This is a genomic window from Flavobacterium sp. KACC 22763, assembly GCF_028736155.1.
GTDB lineage: Bacteria > Bacteroidota > Bacteroidia > Flavobacteriales > Flavobacteriaceae > Flavobacterium.
In genome coordinates, this window is sequence record NZ_CP117879.1 from 2,233,621 (window position 1) to 2,251,098 (window position 17,478).

Below are 17,478 nucleotides of genomic sequence, written 5' to 3' on the forward strand. Positions count from 1 at the left end.
GGGTTAGTATTATTTTTTAATAAAACGTCTTACCGTTTTTATTCCGTTTTTTTCCACCGAAATAAGATAAATTCCTGTTTTTAAAGTTGAAACATCAATACTGTTATTGTTTACAGTTTGAGAAAAAACAGTTGCGCCGCCTTCTGTGTTGATGACATTTACATTCCCGCCAGAAACCTCTGTGCTAAAGTAAAGCTGACTTTCGGTTGGATTTGGATAAACTTCCAAACTTGCTATGGATTGTTCTGTAGTTGGTGCAGCTGCTCTTGCCGTTGAACCCGATTTAGTAATTTTAAACCAGTTTATATTGGCACCAGAAGCCTGAATGTAAATTCCGAAATTGTACGTTCCTGCATTTACGTTTACCGTCTGAGAAATCGTTTGCCAATTCTGCCATCCTCCCGTATTAGGCACATTAACAGCTCCAAGTTGAATTGCTCCAGCATTTAAATCAGAAGAAATTCTGGCACCGTTAACAGCACTTGCCACGCGGTATTCAATTACATAAGCTCCAGATGTTGGGAAATTAATATTGTAATACGCCATCCAGTCGCCTGTATCACAATATCCAACGTTTAAGCCACCGCCTGTATCGGTCGTTGCTTCGGTTTGAACACCGCTCATTGTATTGTAATTTTCGGCCTGAATTGTAGTTCCAGTTGCAGGAGGGTTACTTCCTGTAATTACCTGATTAATGGCATTCAACAATGATTTAGTTCCTGTTGCATCCTGAGACAATTCCCAAATCATAACTCCTCCCGCATTCTGAATCGCAAAAGTTGTTTTTTGCTTAATGGTTGGAATTCCGTTATAATAAATTGTATTTCCAACCTGATCCAAGTTTTCAGCTCCTGGATATTGTGCTACGATATTAGCATAAGAAATTCCCTGATTGGCAGAAGCTCCAAAACCGTAACCATAAAACGGAAGTCCGATAATAGCTTTGCTAGCAGGCAATCCTCTTCCTGTCCAATAATTAAACTGATTTACTGCCATGCTATAAGGAGAATGCTGACCCGGATTGTTTGGCGCCCAAGGCCCTGTTGCATCATAAGCCATGATATTGATCCAGTCGTAAGCCGCAAAAGTAGATGAAGGTACATTGGCACCACCATATCCTTCTGAAAGCGCTGCTGAAATCAATTTTCCATTGGCATGCAATTTATTAGCCAAAGCGATTACAAATCCGCCGTAATCTCCATTAATTGCTGGACCTTCCAAATCAACGTCTACTCCATCAAAATTGTGAGCCACCACATAATCGTAGATTTTCTGGATAAAAGCCGTTCTGTTTGCTGGCGTAATCAGATTAAAATAATTGTCGCGAATTGCGCCGCCTTCTGAAACTGAACCTCCTCCAAGCGATACAAAAACTTTTACGTTTTGCGCGTGCGCCGCATTGATAATAGCATTACTTCCTGAATTAAAACTTAAGTAACCATTGGCATCAGGATTTTCGAACGCAATATTAATATGCGTCAATTTACTGTACTGAATTGTACTAGAAAAAGCATTTAAATCAACCCAATTTGGGACATAAGCGACAACTTTCTTTTGGGCTGCCAAAAAATTAAAAACACCCAGCATTAAAATAATCATGCATTTCTGCAGCATTCTTCGGTAATTGTTTTTCATAATAATTGTTTTAATAGATTAATAAACTCGTAAACATGGGACGGTTATTTGAGTTGTATATTTTTTATTCTAGATTTCAGACTTTAGATTTTAGATTTAATTTGAAATCTAATTTCGTAGAACTAACACTACCTAAATTAGCATCTAAACTCTAAAGCCTGAGATCACTTTTTAAAACTATTTCTTTATGAATCGCTTGATTGTTTGTTTGCCGTCTTTTTCAAAAACTATAAAATAGATTCCTTTTCTGAGGTGCGAAACATCAAAACTATTATTATTGATTTTTTGTGAAACTACAGTAGATCCCGTTTGAGAATCCACAATTTTTGCAGTTCCTCCAGAAAGATCTGTCGTAACAAAAAGGGTGTTTTCAACTGGACTTGGATACACATTTAAAACCGTTTCTTCTGGTTCTTCTACTGTTTCAGTTGCGACCATTCTAGCTGTTCCTGCCACTTTTGTGATTTTAATCCAGTTAATGTTCATTCCGGTATTCTGAATGTAGATTCCGAAATTATATGCACCCGCATTTACATTTACGGTTTGCGAAACCGTTTGCCAGTTCTGCCATCCTCCTGTATTCGGAATATCAACATTTCCTAAAACGATGGCTCCAGCATTTAAATCTGCAGATAATCTTCCGCCTGTAACTGCGCTTGCTACTCGGTATTCAATTAAATAAGAACCTGTTGTTGGGAAATTAATGCTGTTATACGCCAGCCAATCGCCTGTTTCGGTGTAACCAACATTTGATCCTCCGCCAGTATCTGTAGTCGCTTCAACTTGAATTCCGCTCATGGCTGAATAATCTTCGGCTTGAATTAAAATGGAAGTTTGAGAAGATGTTGCTGGAACTAGTTTCCATTGTCCACAAGTCTGATTGTTGTTATCCCATTGTTGCACAATTGCGCCAGAAGCCGTACTTGCTCCTGCTACCTCAACAATTCTTCCGCTGTGACGAGCAACAATTTTGTAATAACCATCGCCAGTAGAAACTAAAATAAACTGCTGATTTGTAGTTGCATTGTATGGATATTGTTCTACTCTTGCACCATTGGCTTTATTGAAATTATTGATATCCATTGACATACCACTATGATTAGCAATGATTTTATACATTCCGTCGCCTAAATGCGTAAAAGTAAATTTCTGATTGTTTCCAGAATTCAAAGCTCCCTGATTGATTCCTGCTCCATTTGACATGCTAGAATTCCAAACGTCCATGTATAAACCGCTATTTCTGTTTTGAAGAAAGAAAGTCTGATTTCCTAAAGTTGTCGTTCCGTTTGCAATAATTCTAATCGAACTCACTTTATCATTCCAAGTCGTATTCAAACAAGAATTATCAGAATTGATTACTGTTGAAGCTCCGCCAAAATTATCATCTTGATATAAAATCGCTTGATAACCTTGAGTAATTTTTAGTGAAGAAATATCATCGTTTAAAACTCCTAAAGAATTTAAACGAGCCAGATTGTAATCTCCAATTGTCAAGCCTCCTGAAAATCCTGTATAATTGCAATCTTTATAAACTGTAATAACATCTGTTGTAGCTGGAACCGTAGGCGTTGTAAGTCCGTAATACCCCCCAAATGTTGCAATAACTTTGGTTGGCTGTGGCGAATGAAGCGACGGCGATTGATCTGCAACATCATCATACGCAAATCCGTAAGCCAAATTATCAATATTAATTCCTGGCAAATGCCAAAATTTAGAATAATGATTGGTTGGGTTTGTCTGATAATATTTTGATGCATCGTACCAATTCTGCTGTCCTGGATTTGCCGTTGTAGTATTTACAACATGTCGATTAATTGCGGCTGTCAATTGTGCCTGAATTACTAAATCCAAATCTCCATCAACCAATCTTCTATCCAAAACACCTTTTCCTTCAAGAGCTTCTTGCGTAGTTGGTCGGTTTTGAACGCGTCCAGTTCTTCCAATAAAAGCTCCAGATTGTCCCACCATTTCTAATTGTTCTCCAATAACTCTTCCTTTAAAAACTCCTGCATCTCCTGCATAAAAGATCAAATCTTCATTTTTGTATTTGTTCCAAATGGCATCGATATACGATTTTAAATAATTGGCGTATGGCCCTGATCCTTCAGCATAAGCTGGAGTTTTAGATGGAGCCGTAATTTCTCCCGTTGCATCGTTTACACAACCTTGAAATTCTGCTGGAACATTCGCTTTAAAAGCGGCAACAATATCAGCGTGTTTTTTCAAATCGCCTACTTTCTTTTGGTAGCCGTTTGCGCCTAACAGCTCCAATCCCATTGGATATTTGTATGAATCTACTCTTGTTGGATTTCCGAAGAAACCGTATTGATTATTAGTCAATTCGATCATTTCATACAAAATTCCCTGATTAGGATCTGTAGCATTCTGCGGATTTGGCGATGCATATCCCGAGGGCGCACCGCTGGCACCGAAAAAGTAAAAATACAATTGAGAGCCTTTAGAAATAAAAACTCTACAACCTGCAATTAAAGGTAAAGTGAAAGTTTTGTTTGGAATTTCACTCAGCTTGGTAAAACAGGCTGCGTATTTTGAGTTTTGCCCCGGACCTGTATTTCCGCCATAAGTTGGTCCTGTAACGGTATTGTAAGAAGCATTCATTGGCAAAACCTGACTTGTTTTGGCATTTACCCAAACATGGTTTCCTGTGGTATAGTCAATTCCGACAATCGCCACATAAAGATCGCTGTCTGCGAAAGTGGAATTATTACTAATTGTAAATGGCACAGGCCCTTGAGCATGCGTCAGGCTTGAAAACACTAAAAAGAGTGCTGTCAATAAAGAAAATCTTTGAAGTCTAATTTTTTTCATATTTAAATAATTTGGGATTAATAAATAGATTTTAAACCAAAGCCATTTTCAAATTAATGACTAAATAATCCGTTAGGTGCAATTGGCATTTCGTTAAATTGCACCCAACGGATTTAAAAATTACTTCTTAATCAGCTTCTTAGTCCAGTTTTTTTGATCTGATTTGAAGTTTAGAATATAAATTCCTCTACGAAGTTTACTTACGTCAATTACGCTTTCATTTCCTTGAGGTTTGTTCTGTAAAATCAAAGTTCCTGTGTTGTCATAAATGGTAATCACTTTATTGTCTAAGTTCTCAGGAGATGAAACTTGAACATAATTATTCGTCGGATTTGGATAGACTGCAAAAACAGCTTCTTCCGTTTGAGGTTCTTCTTCAACATTCAAAGCCATTCTAGCTGTTGATGAAGATCCGTAAGCTTCAATTTCATACAATGAATATCCGTAAGGAGCCAAAGCTTTTGCTGTACATAAAATACGCAGATATCTTCCTGTTCCGCTTACCGCTAAATCATCAGTTCCGCCATCGCTTGCTGTTTGCGTATTGATAGTTTCACTTTCTGTAAAAACATTATCTGCAGACAACTGCACTTTGTATTGCGTTGCATAAGCTGCCTCCCATTTTAATACCACACGGTTAAGAGTATAGCTGCTTCCTAAATCAACATAAATCCATTCTGTAGCATTAGCAAAAGAACTTGCCCATCTTGATGCTGCGCCATCTCCGTCTGTAGCTTTACTAGCAGAAAGCGTTACATTTTCTTCTGTAGAAGCTGTTGCTGTTTTTCCTAAAGCTAAATTCACATTCGGGTTCGCTGTAATATTTCTAACCGTTACATCGCTGAAAACTCCTGTTGCTAATGTTCCGTTAGCGTGAGATGTAACTGCCATTCCCACATAAATTGTGTTCGCCATTGCAATTGTTTTTGGTGTTCCAACTTGTGTCCATGTAGTTCCGTTATCAGAAGCATAAGAAGTAAATACATTTCCAGATCTTACCAAACGAACCCATTTTGGAGCTGCTCCTGTTGTAACCGTAGCAGTCGTTGCTCCCGAAGTAGTATCGCGAGTTAAAAATTCAATTCCTGCTGCAGCGCTTGCATCTGTCATAGCATGTTTTGAAGTTGCTGTAAGTGTTTCACGGAACATTACACCTGCCTTTGCATAAGTGTTAGTGTTGGTTAACGAATTTACTTTAGCAATAATTTCAGCATCTCCCGTAATTGGCTGATTCACAAATTGAAATTGATCACTTGTGTCCCAAATATCATTTCCTGCTCCTTTGACGGTATAAGTTCCGCTTGAGTGTGTCGCTTCTCCTGCTGGCGTAACTGCACCTAAATCGGTACTAATCCAAGGCGAAGGCAATCCTGCCGGAGTTTCTGTAGACACTAAATTTAAAGCTCTTAAATTGTCAAAATAATAAGTGTTTCCAGAATTAGTTCCTGGTTCAAACAAGAAAACAAAACGGTTTACATCAGTATCTGGCGTCGAAGCATCTGGCGTACTTACATACGTAAAAGTAATAGTATGCCAAGCATTGCTTTGTTTTACAACTCCCTGATAAATACTGTGTCTTCCAACAGGATAATTGGACGGAACCGAAGCGCTGCTTTCTGCCTGCCAAGAAATGATTGATCCAACTGGCGCAGAAGTGTAAACATCCATCGCGAATTTTTTTGTTCCTGCTTTAAAATCTCCAATGTTGTTTAGAGTCGTGTTGAATGAAAAATTATCATACAATTCAATCGATTTACGAACGTATTTTCCAACATTAGAAGAAGTATTGATTCCGCTTGCATTTGGATTTGCTGTGTTTGCTGTATAAGTTCCAATTGCATCTCTAAATGTAATATTGTGAATCGTTTGATAATCTTCATACACTACACCTGCCGTAAAAGTATCTGGAAGTTTGGTTGAGCCAATTCTGATGTTATCAAAATAGTATGTATCATTTGTAAACGATCCAGAATTAAACAATAAAACCATTTGGTTCACTGCTAAGTTTGAAGTTCCAGCATCCGGACTGGAATTATAGTAAAAAGTTAATGTTTCCCATTGGTTTTGTTTGGTTGTAATGGCTACGTAATTACTATTTCTTCCTGTCGGATAATTTGCTGGAAGCGAAGTGGCGCTGTTTTCAAAATTCATGCTTACAACCGTACCAATTGGTGCTGTTGTATAGACATCGATCATGATTTTATTCGTCTGATTTTTAAATAAACCAGCATCTTCAATCGATGTTTGCGTATTAAAGAAAAGCACATCGTATTGTTCTGATGCATTTCGAACATACTTCGCCACATTTGCAGATGAGTTAACAGAATTAGAACCCGGATTTGCCACAACAGAATATGTTCCTGTCGTAGTTCCTTTTATAATTTTATTTGCTCCATCATAATTTTGCAGAACATCTGTTGCAATAATTGGCTTTTCTGGTGCTGCTTTTGTCAGCAGATTATCAAAATAATACGTCGCTCCCGAATTCGAATTCGATTCAAAAAGAATCACTACGTTATTGATAGCCAAAGCACTCGTATTTGGATCGATTACTTTTTCAAATTCAAATTCAATCGTTTCCCATTTGTTCTGAACTGTTGTAGTAGCTTTAAAACCGCTATGTCTTCCTGACGGATAATTGGTTGCTGTCGTTACGTTGCTATTTTCCAGCTGCATTGAAATTTTTGTCCCAACCGGCGCCGAAGTATAAATATCAAACGAAAGTCTTTTTCTTCCGTAAACATAATCATTCGCATTAGTGATAGTTACGTTTCTGATATTCAAAACATCATACAATTCGCTTGAATTTCGAACATATTTCCCTACCAAAGCCGATGTGTTAATTCCAGTTGCAGAAGGATTCGCAACGGCTTCTGTCAAGACTCCCGTTTTTACAGGATACAATACATTTCGATTGCTTTGAAAATCTTCATGTATTTTTTCGACTGGCAAAGCAGCTTCTGTTGTAACCGCCAATTTATAAGTATTAACATTACAACCTGAAACTGTAGCAGCTACAGAAACATCTCCACCAGAAGTTCCCCAATTTACAGTAATCGAATTTGTTCCCTGCCCTGATGCAATTGTTGCTCCTGCTGGCACAGTCCAGTTGTAGGTCGCCCCCGCAATTGCATTTACAGAATAGGTTTTACTAGTTTCATTTTGGTACACTTTGTTATCGCCTGTTACCGCATATTTAAAACTCCCATCGTAAACACGAACATAATCGACTTGTAATTTTGCTGGGAAATCACCCGGAACTGGCGCTACTCCAGCTCCATTTACACTGGTATAAGGCGTTCCTGCACTACCAACAGCAAGGTTTAAAATGATATAAAACTGACTATCGTTAAAAGGCCATCCGCCGTTAACTGTCGTATTTGGCGTTGCTGTATGAAATAAAACATCATCAACAAACCATTTAATATAATTTGGTCCCCATTCTACTGCATAGACATGAAAATCTGAAGATAAATCTGTTGGAGAACTATAGCTTCTACCTGTAAAATGATATCCATTTCCATCATAATGAATTGTTCCATCTACAGATTGCGGATTTCTGTGTTTGGCCTCCATAATATCAATTTCTCCAGTATACGGCCAGTTTCCATTAACAGGAAGCATCCAGAAAGCTGGCCACGCTCCTTGCCCGTTAGATAATTTCATACGAGCTTCAACTCTTCCGTATTTCAAAGAATACTTTCCTTCTGTTGTTAATTTTGAAGAAGCGTACGGCTGATCTGGAAAGGAAGCATTCGGCTCATATTTTGCCTGAATGTTCAAATAGCTGTTTGCACCTTCTTTTACAATTGTCGCTTGATTAGGATCGTAGCGCTGTGCTTCAGCATTTCCAAATCCGCAGAGCGACGGGCATCCGTTTCCTGAAATACTTTGCCACTTGGTTAAATCTACTGTTGTGCCATTAAATTCATCTGACCAAACAAGCGTGTTACATTGGGCTTGGGTTTTGACAAATGGCAGCAGCAAGAATAAAACCGCTACACAAAATTGTTTAAATAAATAAGAATTGCTTTTCGGTGGTCGGCCGAAAAAAAAGTCATTTTCCTTCATTTTTAAATAGGTTTTAGTTAGTAAATGTTATTTCTTCAATAAATACTGCTTTTTTAAAAAACAGATTTATTTTCCGACAACAATAGGGCAATATTAACTAAAAAATCAGGCTAGACTTACATTTTGGAGTACGGTTTGACTACGGTACTATCGAAGAAATGTAACAAATCATCGATGAAATGCATAAAATCACTTCAGATTTCACTTTTACGAGAAAAATTAAAAATTAAGAATGAATTCGGTGATGTTCACATCTGACGGAAGCTGTAATTTTTTTCGAATGCGATAACGGGTATCTTCAACACCACGAACAGAAATTCCTAAAAGCGGAGCAATTTCTTTTGTATTAAAGTTCATTCGCAGATAAGCACACAAACGCATATCACGAGGAGTCAATTCTGGATAAGTCGATTTTAATCGTTGCATAAAATTGTCATGCAACTGATTAAAGATTTCTTCAAACTCATTCCAATGTTTGTCTCCTTGCAATTCGTGATCAATCAATTTATTGATTTTCGTCAGAAGACTGAAGTTTACATTTGGATCGTTTTTCTTATCGATTTGTCCTATCAAGTCTTTAATTGAAAGTAAAATTTCATTTAAATGAATCAAATTGACCGTATTTGAAGCTACTTTAGCATTTTTAAGATTTATGGTCGTTTGAAGATTCTCTCGAACAATCTCCATATTCTTCTGTTCCAATGTCAGTTTCTGTTCATTAAGTTCTGCACGGCTTCGAAGCAATTCTTTTTCCTGATTCTCTATTAATTGACGGCGCTGACGTTCAGCAACAGATTTCTGATATCTCACAATTAAATAAATTACAATACTATAAAGCGCAAAATAAAACAAGTAAGCCCAAAAAGTTCTATACCAAGGTGGCAAAACTTCAAATCTAAAAACCGCTTCTTCGCTAACCACATCATAAATATTTTTTGCTCTTACGTGAAAAACATATTCGTTTTCAGGCAAATTGGTATATTCTTTTTCGGTCTGAAGACTATAATCTGACCAAGTTGGTTCGAAACCTTCCAGCCAATATTCATACTTCGTTGCATCGGCGTCTTCAAAACAAAGCGATGCAAAAGAAAAATGAAGCGCATTATTAGAATATGAAAGTACGATTGAAAGTTTATCATTTATAGATCCCGTTTTGTTTGGCAGAACATCATAACGGCTAGAAAACAACAAGCTATCTTTCGGAAAAATACATTTTACTTCAGAAATAACAGCTTTATATTTTGTTTGATATTTCTTGTTTTTAATGGCGCTATAATGAATCAGCCCTTCTTGCGTACCAAAAAAGACATCACCGCTTTTTGTAGTCTGAATATTTTCAAAACCTGGAACATACAAATATCCAAGCTTTCGAAAAGGTAGTTCTTCAATCTTAAAACTTCCATTTTTCTGTCTGCTCATTTTTCCAGTATTTTCGCCAGAAATGTACCAGATATTATTCTGCTGATCTGGTTTCAATAATCGAATATGATTTTCTAACCCCAAATATTTTTTAAAAACTGGATCTGGAATCATTTTTTTCGAAGACACATCCTGTCTATAAACGCCTTTTGTTGTGCCAAACAAAATCTGATTATCGACTTTAAAAGTATTCAAAAACAAACTAGAAGGAAAACCATTTTTATCATTATAAAATTGAATATCAACAACAGAATCAAATGTTGCATTGAATTTGAGTTTATAAATTCCTTTGTATCCGTGCGCAATCCAAATGTTTCCTTGTTTATCGGTTTCCATAATTCTGCTGCTTTCTTCAAAACCTTTTATTCGATGCTGAAAAACCCAAGAACCATTAATTTTCTTCAAGAGATACAATCCCGTATAACCGCCAACAAGCAATAAATCAGGATGATTCGGAATTAAAATTCCCTGCCAAGCGCCATCAATCTTGGCTAACGCTTTCGCGGAATTTCCACTGATTTCGAATATTCCGTTTTTTTCAAAAGCCAGCAACGAATTTCCAAAAACACCCACATTCCAAACCATTTCAGACATTCCAGAAATATGCTGAAAGCTTACGTTTTCTCTTTTTCCGCTTTTATAAGCTTCCCAATTCAGCCAAAATAAACCGTTGTCTGTACCGATATATAATTTATTTTGGTAAATCTGACTGCAATAAATTTTGGTTTCAGAATTAGTACCATCAATAATTTTAGATAAAGGAGAAGAAATCTGAACTAATGAAATCCCCCCTTTGAGCGTCACCCATAAATTTTCTTCTTTATCAATTCTAAAATTAGTTACATACTCATTCTGAAGTCCCATTTGTTTGTCAATATGCTGAATCAAATGACCCTCACTATCTATAACTATCAATCCAGATTGACGGGTTCCAATTCCGAAATATCCATCAGAGAGCTGAATTCCTGCCGAAATCTGATTCTGCTTTAACAAATGATCTACTTCTGTTACAAATGGTTTAATTTGGCTCCCGTCAAAAACCAAAAGGCCATTTTTTTGAGTGAATAATAAAAAGTCTTTTTTCGTTTGAAAAATCTTTCTAACCTGCATTCCAACAAACTGCTGGCCATTTTCTATAGGGATTAACGCATTGCCTTTTAGCTTTAGTAAGCCTTTTTCATTATCCGAAACATAAATTTCTTTTCCTACTTCGAAGAAATCATCAAAAGAAGTTTTTGCATTTATAACTTTTATTTGATTGCTTTTATAGATAAAAATTCTTTCGTAGGAGAAAAAAATCACTTCACCATTTCGAATGATCGTATGAAGCACATCTCCAAAATTTCGAGCCGCTTTAGGGAGCATTTTTACGAAAGAACTATATCGATACTGTCCGTTTGGAAGCCGAATCACAAAGCCAAAATCGCCTTGAGCGCCAACATAGATTTTATCATTTTGATCAATCGCCATAGAGCGAACCATACTGCGGTTTTCTGGCTGTGTCACAATGCCCCAACGCACACCATCGAATTGCATGATTCCAAAATGATTGGCAAAAAACATCATACCTTTAGAATCTTGTAAAACATCCCAATTCTCTGATGCTGCTTTATAATCTTTCGGACTATAATTGGCTATAAAAGGAACTCCAATCTTTTTGATTTGAGAATTGATAATTGGAGAAATAAATAAAAGTGATAGAAATAAAATCTTGATTTTAAGTTTCGTCATTTTGTTACAGTCTGTAGGTTAATGCAGCGACTTTGGGAAATCACTTTCTAAAAAGGACTCTTTGGGAAAAATCATTCTTTAGGGCAAAAAACATTTCTTTTTAAATGTAACAATAACAATTATTCATTATTATCAAACCAAAAAAGAGAATATCGAAACTCAAATATATAAATTTTTACTTTAATGCAACAAATTACATTTTAATAGAAGAATTTGATAATTAGAAAATGTATCAATTAGAAAATTAAACTTTGTCATACAAGAAACCCGACAGGTTTTAAAAACCTGTCGGGTTTAACTTGAAACTTGAAACAAAACTTAGATTCCCAGTTTTTCACTCAAATCCTCATACGAACTAAAAAGCTCTGCTCCTTCTTCTTGTAAATCTTCGTTATTAAAGCCATTTGCAAAACCATACACTTTAAATCCGCCACTTACGCCAGCTTTTACACCAGCCTTACTGTCTTCAACCACAATACAATCTTTTACTTCAAATCCCATTACTGCAGCCGCATGAAGAAATATTCCAGGTTCTGGTTTCCAGCTGCCAATTTGATACGAACTGAATATTTTATTTTCGAATCTATCCAACAGTCCTGCTACTTCAAGATTTAAACGAATTTTATCTACTGGTCCGCTTGATGCAACGCAATACGGAATTTTCAATTTTTCAATATTTTCGATAAAATCTACAATGCCTTTCATTGGTTTAACTTGAGTTTTAAAAGCTTCAAAACTCTTTTCGCGATATTCTGTTTCAAAATTTTCAGGAAGTTTCTGATCGATTGCTTCTTCAATGTGTCTGAAACAATCTTTTAGATTTCGGCCATTAAAATGACGGTACGCATCTTCCAATTCCATTTCAAATCCATGTTCTTGTGCCATTTCCAGCAATATTCCGTTACCGATTTTCTCTGTATCGACCAAAACTCCGTCACAATCGAAAATAATACATTTAACCATTTCTGTTGATTTTCATTTAGTTATAAATTCCTCCTGAAGTAAAATCAGGAAATGTAAATTACGAAAAATAATCTATTTCATTTTCAAAGCTTTTCTGTTCATTTTCAAGTTTCTGTACAGAATTACTCCTATTCTGTATTTTCGTTTAAGTTTTGATTTGTACTTTTATAATCCTATCAAACCTATTTTTTAAAATATTAAAACCCACAGAATTTTGAAAAAACATCTTTTTATCATAACCATTCTGACAGCCAATTTTGCTGCTTTTTCTCAGAATAAAACCATCACTATTACCAACCATTTAAAAGTTGACAGAGAATTTGAAACCATAGAATTAACTAAAAAGTCTCTTGGATTAGCTGCCAATGCTAAACTCGAAGAGTATGTTGTAAAAAATGGAAATGCATTTTTAGAAACTCAAACCGTAGATAACGATGGCGACGGAAAAGCAGATGTATTGCTTTTTCAGCCAAAAATTAAAGCTTCTTCAAAACAGGATTTTGAAGTATTGGTTAGCACAAATCCTAATGCTTCAAAAGTAGCTAGCTGTTATTCTCGCTTTGTTCCTGAACGTACAGACGACTACGCTTGGGAAAACAACAAAGTCGCTTTTAGAACTTACGGTCCTGTAGCTCAAAAAATGGTGGAAGATAAAATTCCCGGCGGAACTCTAACCAGCGGAATCGATGCTTGGCTAAAAAGAGTCGATTATCCGATTATTAATAAATGGTACGAAAAAGCCACTAACGGAACAGGAACGTATCATAAAGATACCGGCGAAGGTTTGGATAACTTTCACGTAGGTGACAGCCGCGGTGTGGGCGGAATAGCCGTAAATGTTGATGGAAAATATTATTTTTCTAAAAATTTCATCAGCTGGAAAACCATTACAACAGGTCCAATCAGAACGAGCTTTATTTTGACTTATGCAGATTGGGATGCAAAAGGCAATAAAATAACAGAATCTAAATTAATCAGTTTAGATTACGGAAGTCAGCTTTCTCGTTTTGAAATCAATATTACAGGAACTAAAGAAATTGCTGCTGGATTAACGCTTCATGAGAAAAAAGGAACTATTGGCACAAATGTAAAAGAAGGCTGGCTGAGTTATTGGGAGCCAATCGACGATTCTGAAATTGGAATTGGTCTTGTAGCTCCAAAAAACACTTTATTAAGTTTTGACAATCATGTAACAGACGAAAAAGACTTAAGTAATCTATACGGAAATATTGCTGTCAAAAACAACAAAGCTATTTATTACGTTGGTTTTGGATGGAAAAAAGGAAGTCCGTTTCAAACTAAACAAGAATGGGAAAAATATTTGAGTTCTTTTGCGGAGAAGATTAATAATCCTTTGATTGTAAAGGTTAAAAAGTGATTTTTTTTTGCCACTAAGGCACAAAGACGCAAAGTTTTTAAATATAGCCCGTGGTTTCAACCACGGGAAACGAATTGATATTACACATTATTACGTTCCCGTGGTTGAAACCACGGGCTATGATATCAAACCATTTGTAATTGTGTAACAATACCTGACAGGTATAATAATTATAAAGTTTACTTCCTAACAGGAAAATAATTCTCCTTCAAAATAATCTCCAACGGAATATAATGTGTCTTTTCAGTTTCTTCTTGAAGAACTAATTTTTTATACAAATAATTAATTCCTAAATAGCCCTGTTCTTCTGGCCTTTGATTGATTAAGAAATCAATTACACCTTTGTTTAAGTATTCTATATTTTCCTTTAGCAAATCAAAACCAATAATTCGAACACCTTTTATATTGTTTTTATTTAAAAAATCGGCCACAATGTAAGCTCTCGAATTGGGTACAAAAACACTGTTTACTCCAGAAAACATTTCCAAATTCAGCTGATCGATTCCCGAATCTTTTAATGTCACTTCTGAGAATTTAAAATGAGTCAATTCATTATGATCTTCAAAATAAGAGTAAAATCCTTTGATACGCTGCTGATACACAGAAGTACTTTCAATCTCTCGGGTGATTTTAAAAATTAGAACCTGTCTTTCATTTTTCACTGCAAAACTGATTAATCTTCCTGCCAAATATCCGCTCTGAAAAGCATCTTGTCCCACATAAGCATGTTCATTTTCTTCAGAGATATTCGAATCGATCATAACAACTGGAATATTTTTCTTTTCGTACTCCTTTAAAAACCGAACTGAATCATCATAAAAAATTGGAGCAAATAACAAACCGTCGCATTCAAACTTCATTACTTTCTGCACCGTTTCTTTAAAAGACACCACATTATAATCGTAGAAAAAATAATCTAACACGATTCCGAATTTGCTGAACTCCAAAGCCGCTTTTTCAATACCATCTGCCTGACTTTTCCAATACTCTAAAGTTTCAGATTTTGGAAGAAAAACGGCAAAATGAAATTTCTTGTTCAATGCCAGATTGCTTGCCAGAATATTTCGCGTATAACCAAACTCTTCAATAATGGCATTCACCTTGTCAACAGTTTCCTGCGCCACTTGTCCGCGTTTGTGTATAATCCTGTCTACTGTTCCAGCAGAGACATTCGCTAATTCGGCAATTTTTTTTATTGTTATGATATTGATTCTTTTTAAGTTAAAAATATAAAAGTAGTGAGGTAAAATTAATTTATTTTATCACAAATAAGTTGTTTTACATCACATTTTGCATACATTTGTAAAACACCGTGTACGCACACGCAAATATACACATAACATTAAAAAACCAAAATAAAAACCGTACAAAATGATAATAGACTCATTGCATAATGCAGCAAAATACTATGGTCTGCATCCAAATTTCAAAAAAGCTTTTGATTATGTAAACCAAAATGACATTGCCAATCTTGAAGAAGGAGCATATGAAATTGGCGAAGGTTTAAAACTAATTGTAATTGTTGGCGAAGGAAGCACGAGAGAAGAAAGTATTAAAGGTTTTGAGTGCCACGACAAAAACATCGATATCCAGATTTCTATAATTGGCCCAGAAACTTTTGCATGGAAACCTAGAGAAAAATGCATCAGCCCAAATGGAGATTATAGTGACGAAAGAGATGTTCGTTTCTTTCATGACAAACCAGATATGTTTTTTGAAATAAAAGAAAATCAATTTACAATTCTGTTTCCAGAAGATGTGCATTCTGCAATGATTGGAAGCGGACCATTGAAAAAAATTGTTATTAAAGTAAAAATATAAGTAATGAGTACCATTCAGAACTCTATCGATGTTATTTTAAAACAAGGAATGCTTCCTCTCTATTTTAATGCTGACGAAAGTAAAAGTATTGCCATTTTAAAAACGCTTTACAGTGCAGGAATTAGAGCTGTGGAATATACAAGCCGTGGCCCTGAAGCGCTTTCAAACTTCAAAAAATTAGTGGAGATCAGAAATGCTGAAATGCCTGAAATGCTTTTAGGAATTGGAACTATCAAAAATTTAGCACAAGCTGAAACCTATTATTTAGAAGGAGCTGACTTTTTTATAAGCCCAGGATTTGTTCCTGAAATTGCTTCGTTTTCAATTGCTAAAGAAGTTTTGTACGCTCCAGGATGCATGACGCCAACAGAAATTATTGCAGCTGAAAATGCCGGAATAAAATTCATTAAACTTTTTCCTGGAAATATTTTAGGATCAGATTTTATGAGTGCCATAAAAGATGTTTTCCCTGATTTAATTTTTATGCCAACTGGAGGTGTTGACACTACGAGACAAAGCATTGAAACTTGGTTTAATGCTGGGGTTTCTGCTATTGGAATGGGCAGCAAATTAATTAGCAAAGAAGTAATGGAATACGGCGCTTATGAGACAATTGAAAAAGAAACTAAAAGGGTTTTGGATCTGATAGAAACTATCAGAAAGTAAATTCCAAATTTGAAAACCCAAATTCCAAATTCAGTTTGAACTAAAAGGCTAATTAAATCAAAAAAGTAAAAATTAATTATATAAAAATGTGCTTTATTTCCAAATTGGAATTTGGAATTTAAAGTATTGAAAATTTAAAATTAAAATGGATTCGATATTTAATTTAAAAGGAAAAATTGCATTAATAACAGGTGGCGCTGGTGTTTTAGGAAGCAGATTTGCAAATGTTTTGGCGCAGCAAGGTGTTGTGGTCGGAATCGTTTCTCAATCTTTAGAAAAAGCCGAAAATACAGTAAAAGACATTGAAGCAAATGGCGGAAAAGGTTTTGCTGTTCAAGCCAATGTTTTAAACAAAGAAGAATTAGAAAAAGCCAAAGATTTTATTGTTGAAAAATACGGACGTCTTGATATTCTAATCAATGCTGCTGGCGGAAATATGCCAGGCGCGACAATTCAACCAGACCAAGCTGTTTATGACATGAAAAGTGATGATCTGCAAAAAGTGGTCGATTTGAACATTATTGGAACCATGCTTCCTACTCAGGTTTTTGCGGAACTTTTTGCTAAACAGAAATCAGGAAATATTATCAACATTTCATCGGCATCGGCACAAAGACCTTTAACAAGAGTTGTAGGTTATTCGGCTTCTAAAGCAGCGATTGATAATTTCACACAATGGATGGCGGTTGAATTGGCTCAAAAATATGGCGAAGGTCTTCGTGTAAATGCTATTTCTCCTGGATTTTTTATTGGTGAACAAAATCGTGCTTTACTATTGACCCCAGAAGGAAAACTGACTCCAAGAGGTGAAAAAATCATTGATCATACGCCAATGGGAAGATTTGGAACTCCAGAAGATATTGACGGTGCGCTTTTATTTTTATGCAGCGACATGTCAAAATTCGTAACGGGAACAATCTTAAAAGTTGACGGCGGATTTGCCGCAACAAGTATTTAAGAGTTAG

General features: G+C 35.8%; 10 protein-coding genes. 4 read left to right on the plus strand and 6 right to left on the minus strand.

Features of this window, described 5'->3' with window-relative positions:
• Positions 1-9 precede the first annotated feature (9 nt).
• The 5 genes from PQ463_RS09125 to PQ463_RS09145 all read right to left on the minus strand — a co-directional run bounded on the left by PQ463_RS09125 (position 10) and on the right by PQ463_RS09145 (position 12,648).
• On the minus strand, positions 10-1,635 hold the full coding sequence (locus PQ463_RS09125) for a glycosyl hydrolase family 18 protein (RefSeq protein ID WP_274257439.1): 1,626 nt from the start codon (positions 1,633-1,635) through the stop codon (positions 10-12).
• A gap of 177 nt (positions 1,636-1,812) precedes the next feature.
• Positions 1,813-4,464, minus strand: a complete 2,652-nt coding sequence (locus tag PQ463_RS09130; protein WP_274257440.1) for a beta-1,3-glucanase family protein — start codon at positions 4,462-4,464, stop codon at positions 1,813-1,815.
• Between the two features lie 120 nt (positions 4,465-4,584).
• The gene (locus PQ463_RS09135; protein ID WP_274257442.1) at positions 4,585-8,535 is read right to left on the minus strand and encodes a family 16 glycosylhydrolase; all 3,951 of its coding nucleotides are present in this window, start codon (positions 8,533-8,535) and stop codon (positions 4,585-4,587) included.
• A gap of 219 nt (positions 8,536-8,754) precedes the next feature.
• Positions 8,755-11,685, minus strand: a complete 2,931-nt coding sequence (locus tag PQ463_RS09140; RefSeq protein ID WP_274257443.1) for a triple tyrosine motif-containing protein — start codon at positions 11,683-11,685, stop codon at positions 8,755-8,757.
• A gap of 318 nt (positions 11,686-12,003) precedes the next feature.
• Positions 12,004-12,648, minus strand: coding sequence for an HAD family hydrolase (locus PQ463_RS09145; RefSeq protein WP_274257445.1), 645 nt, complete (start codon positions 12,646-12,648; stop codon positions 12,004-12,006).
• A 214-nt stretch (positions 12,649-12,862) separates the two neighbouring features.
• On the opposite strand from PQ463_RS09145, the gene PQ463_RS09150 reads away from it, so the two are divergent.
• Positions 12,863-14,026 (plus strand): BT3233 family polysaccharide utilization protein, encoded by a 1,164-nt coding sequence (locus tag PQ463_RS09150; RefSeq protein WP_274257447.1) that lies wholly within the window; start codon positions 12,863-12,865, stop codon positions 14,024-14,026.
• Between the two features lie 179 nt (positions 14,027-14,205).
• Here the strand turns inward: PQ463_RS09150 and PQ463_RS09155 are convergent, their stop codons facing one another.
• On the minus strand, positions 14,206-15,255 hold the full coding sequence (locus PQ463_RS09155; protein WP_443135198.1) for a LacI family DNA-binding transcriptional regulator: 1,050 nt from the start codon (positions 15,253-15,255) through the stop codon (positions 14,206-14,208).
• 142 nt (positions 15,256-15,397) lie between these two features.
• On the opposite strand from PQ463_RS09155, the gene PQ463_RS09160 reads away from it, so the two are divergent.
• The 3 genes from PQ463_RS09160 to PQ463_RS09170 all read left to right on the plus strand — a co-directional run bounded on the left by PQ463_RS09160 (position 15,398) and on the right by PQ463_RS09170 (position 17,471).
• Positions 15,398-15,847, plus strand: coding sequence for a NanQ anomerase/TabA/YiaL family protein (locus PQ463_RS09160; protein WP_274257448.1), 450 nt, complete (start codon positions 15,398-15,400; stop codon positions 15,845-15,847).
• 3 nt (positions 15,848-15,850) lie between these two features.
• Positions 15,851-16,513, plus strand: coding sequence for a bifunctional 4-hydroxy-2-oxoglutarate aldolase/2-dehydro-3-deoxy-phosphogluconate aldolase (locus tag PQ463_RS09165; protein WP_274257450.1), 663 nt, complete (start codon positions 15,851-15,853; stop codon positions 16,511-16,513).
• A 145-nt stretch (positions 16,514-16,658) separates the two neighbouring features.
• Positions 16,659-17,471: an SDR family oxidoreductase gene (locus PQ463_RS09170; RefSeq protein ID WP_274257451.1), complete on the plus strand. Its 813-nt coding sequence runs from the start codon at positions 16,659-16,661 to the stop codon at positions 17,469-17,471.
• Positions 17,472-17,478: the final 7 nt, after the last annotated feature.

What these genes read in the sequence shown, in the direction of transcription:
- PQ463_RS09145 (WP_274257445.1), bottom strand. Translation starts at nt 12,648, where the DNA reads ATGGTTAAATGTATTATTTTCGATTGTGACGGAGTTTTGGTCGATACA.
- PQ463_RS09170 (WP_274257451.1), top strand. Translation starts at nt 16,659, where the DNA reads ATGGATTCGATATTTAATTTAAAAGGAAAAATTGCATTAATAACAGGT.
- PQ463_RS09160 (WP_274257448.1), top strand. Translation starts at nt 15,398, where the DNA reads ATGATAATAGACTCATTGCATAATGCAGCAAAATACTATGGTCTGCAT.
- PQ463_RS09140 (WP_274257443.1), bottom strand. Translation starts at nt 11,685, where the DNA reads ATGACGAAACTTAAAATCAAGATTTTATTTCTATCACTTTTATTTATT.
- PQ463_RS09130 (WP_274257440.1), bottom strand. Translation starts at nt 4,464, where the DNA reads ATGAAAAAAATTAGACTTCAAAGATTTTCTTTATTGACAGCACTCTTT.
- PQ463_RS09135 (WP_274257442.1), bottom strand. Translation starts at nt 8,535, where the DNA reads ATGAAGGAAAATGACTTTTTTTTCGGCCGACCACCGAAAAGCAATTCT.
- PQ463_RS09165 (WP_274257450.1), top strand. Translation starts at nt 15,851, where the DNA reads ATGAGTACCATTCAGAACTCTATCGATGTTATTTTAAAACAAGGAATG.
- PQ463_RS09125 (WP_274257439.1), bottom strand. Translation starts at nt 1,635, where the DNA reads ATGAAAAACAATTACCGAAGAATGCTGCAGAAATGCATGATTATTTTA.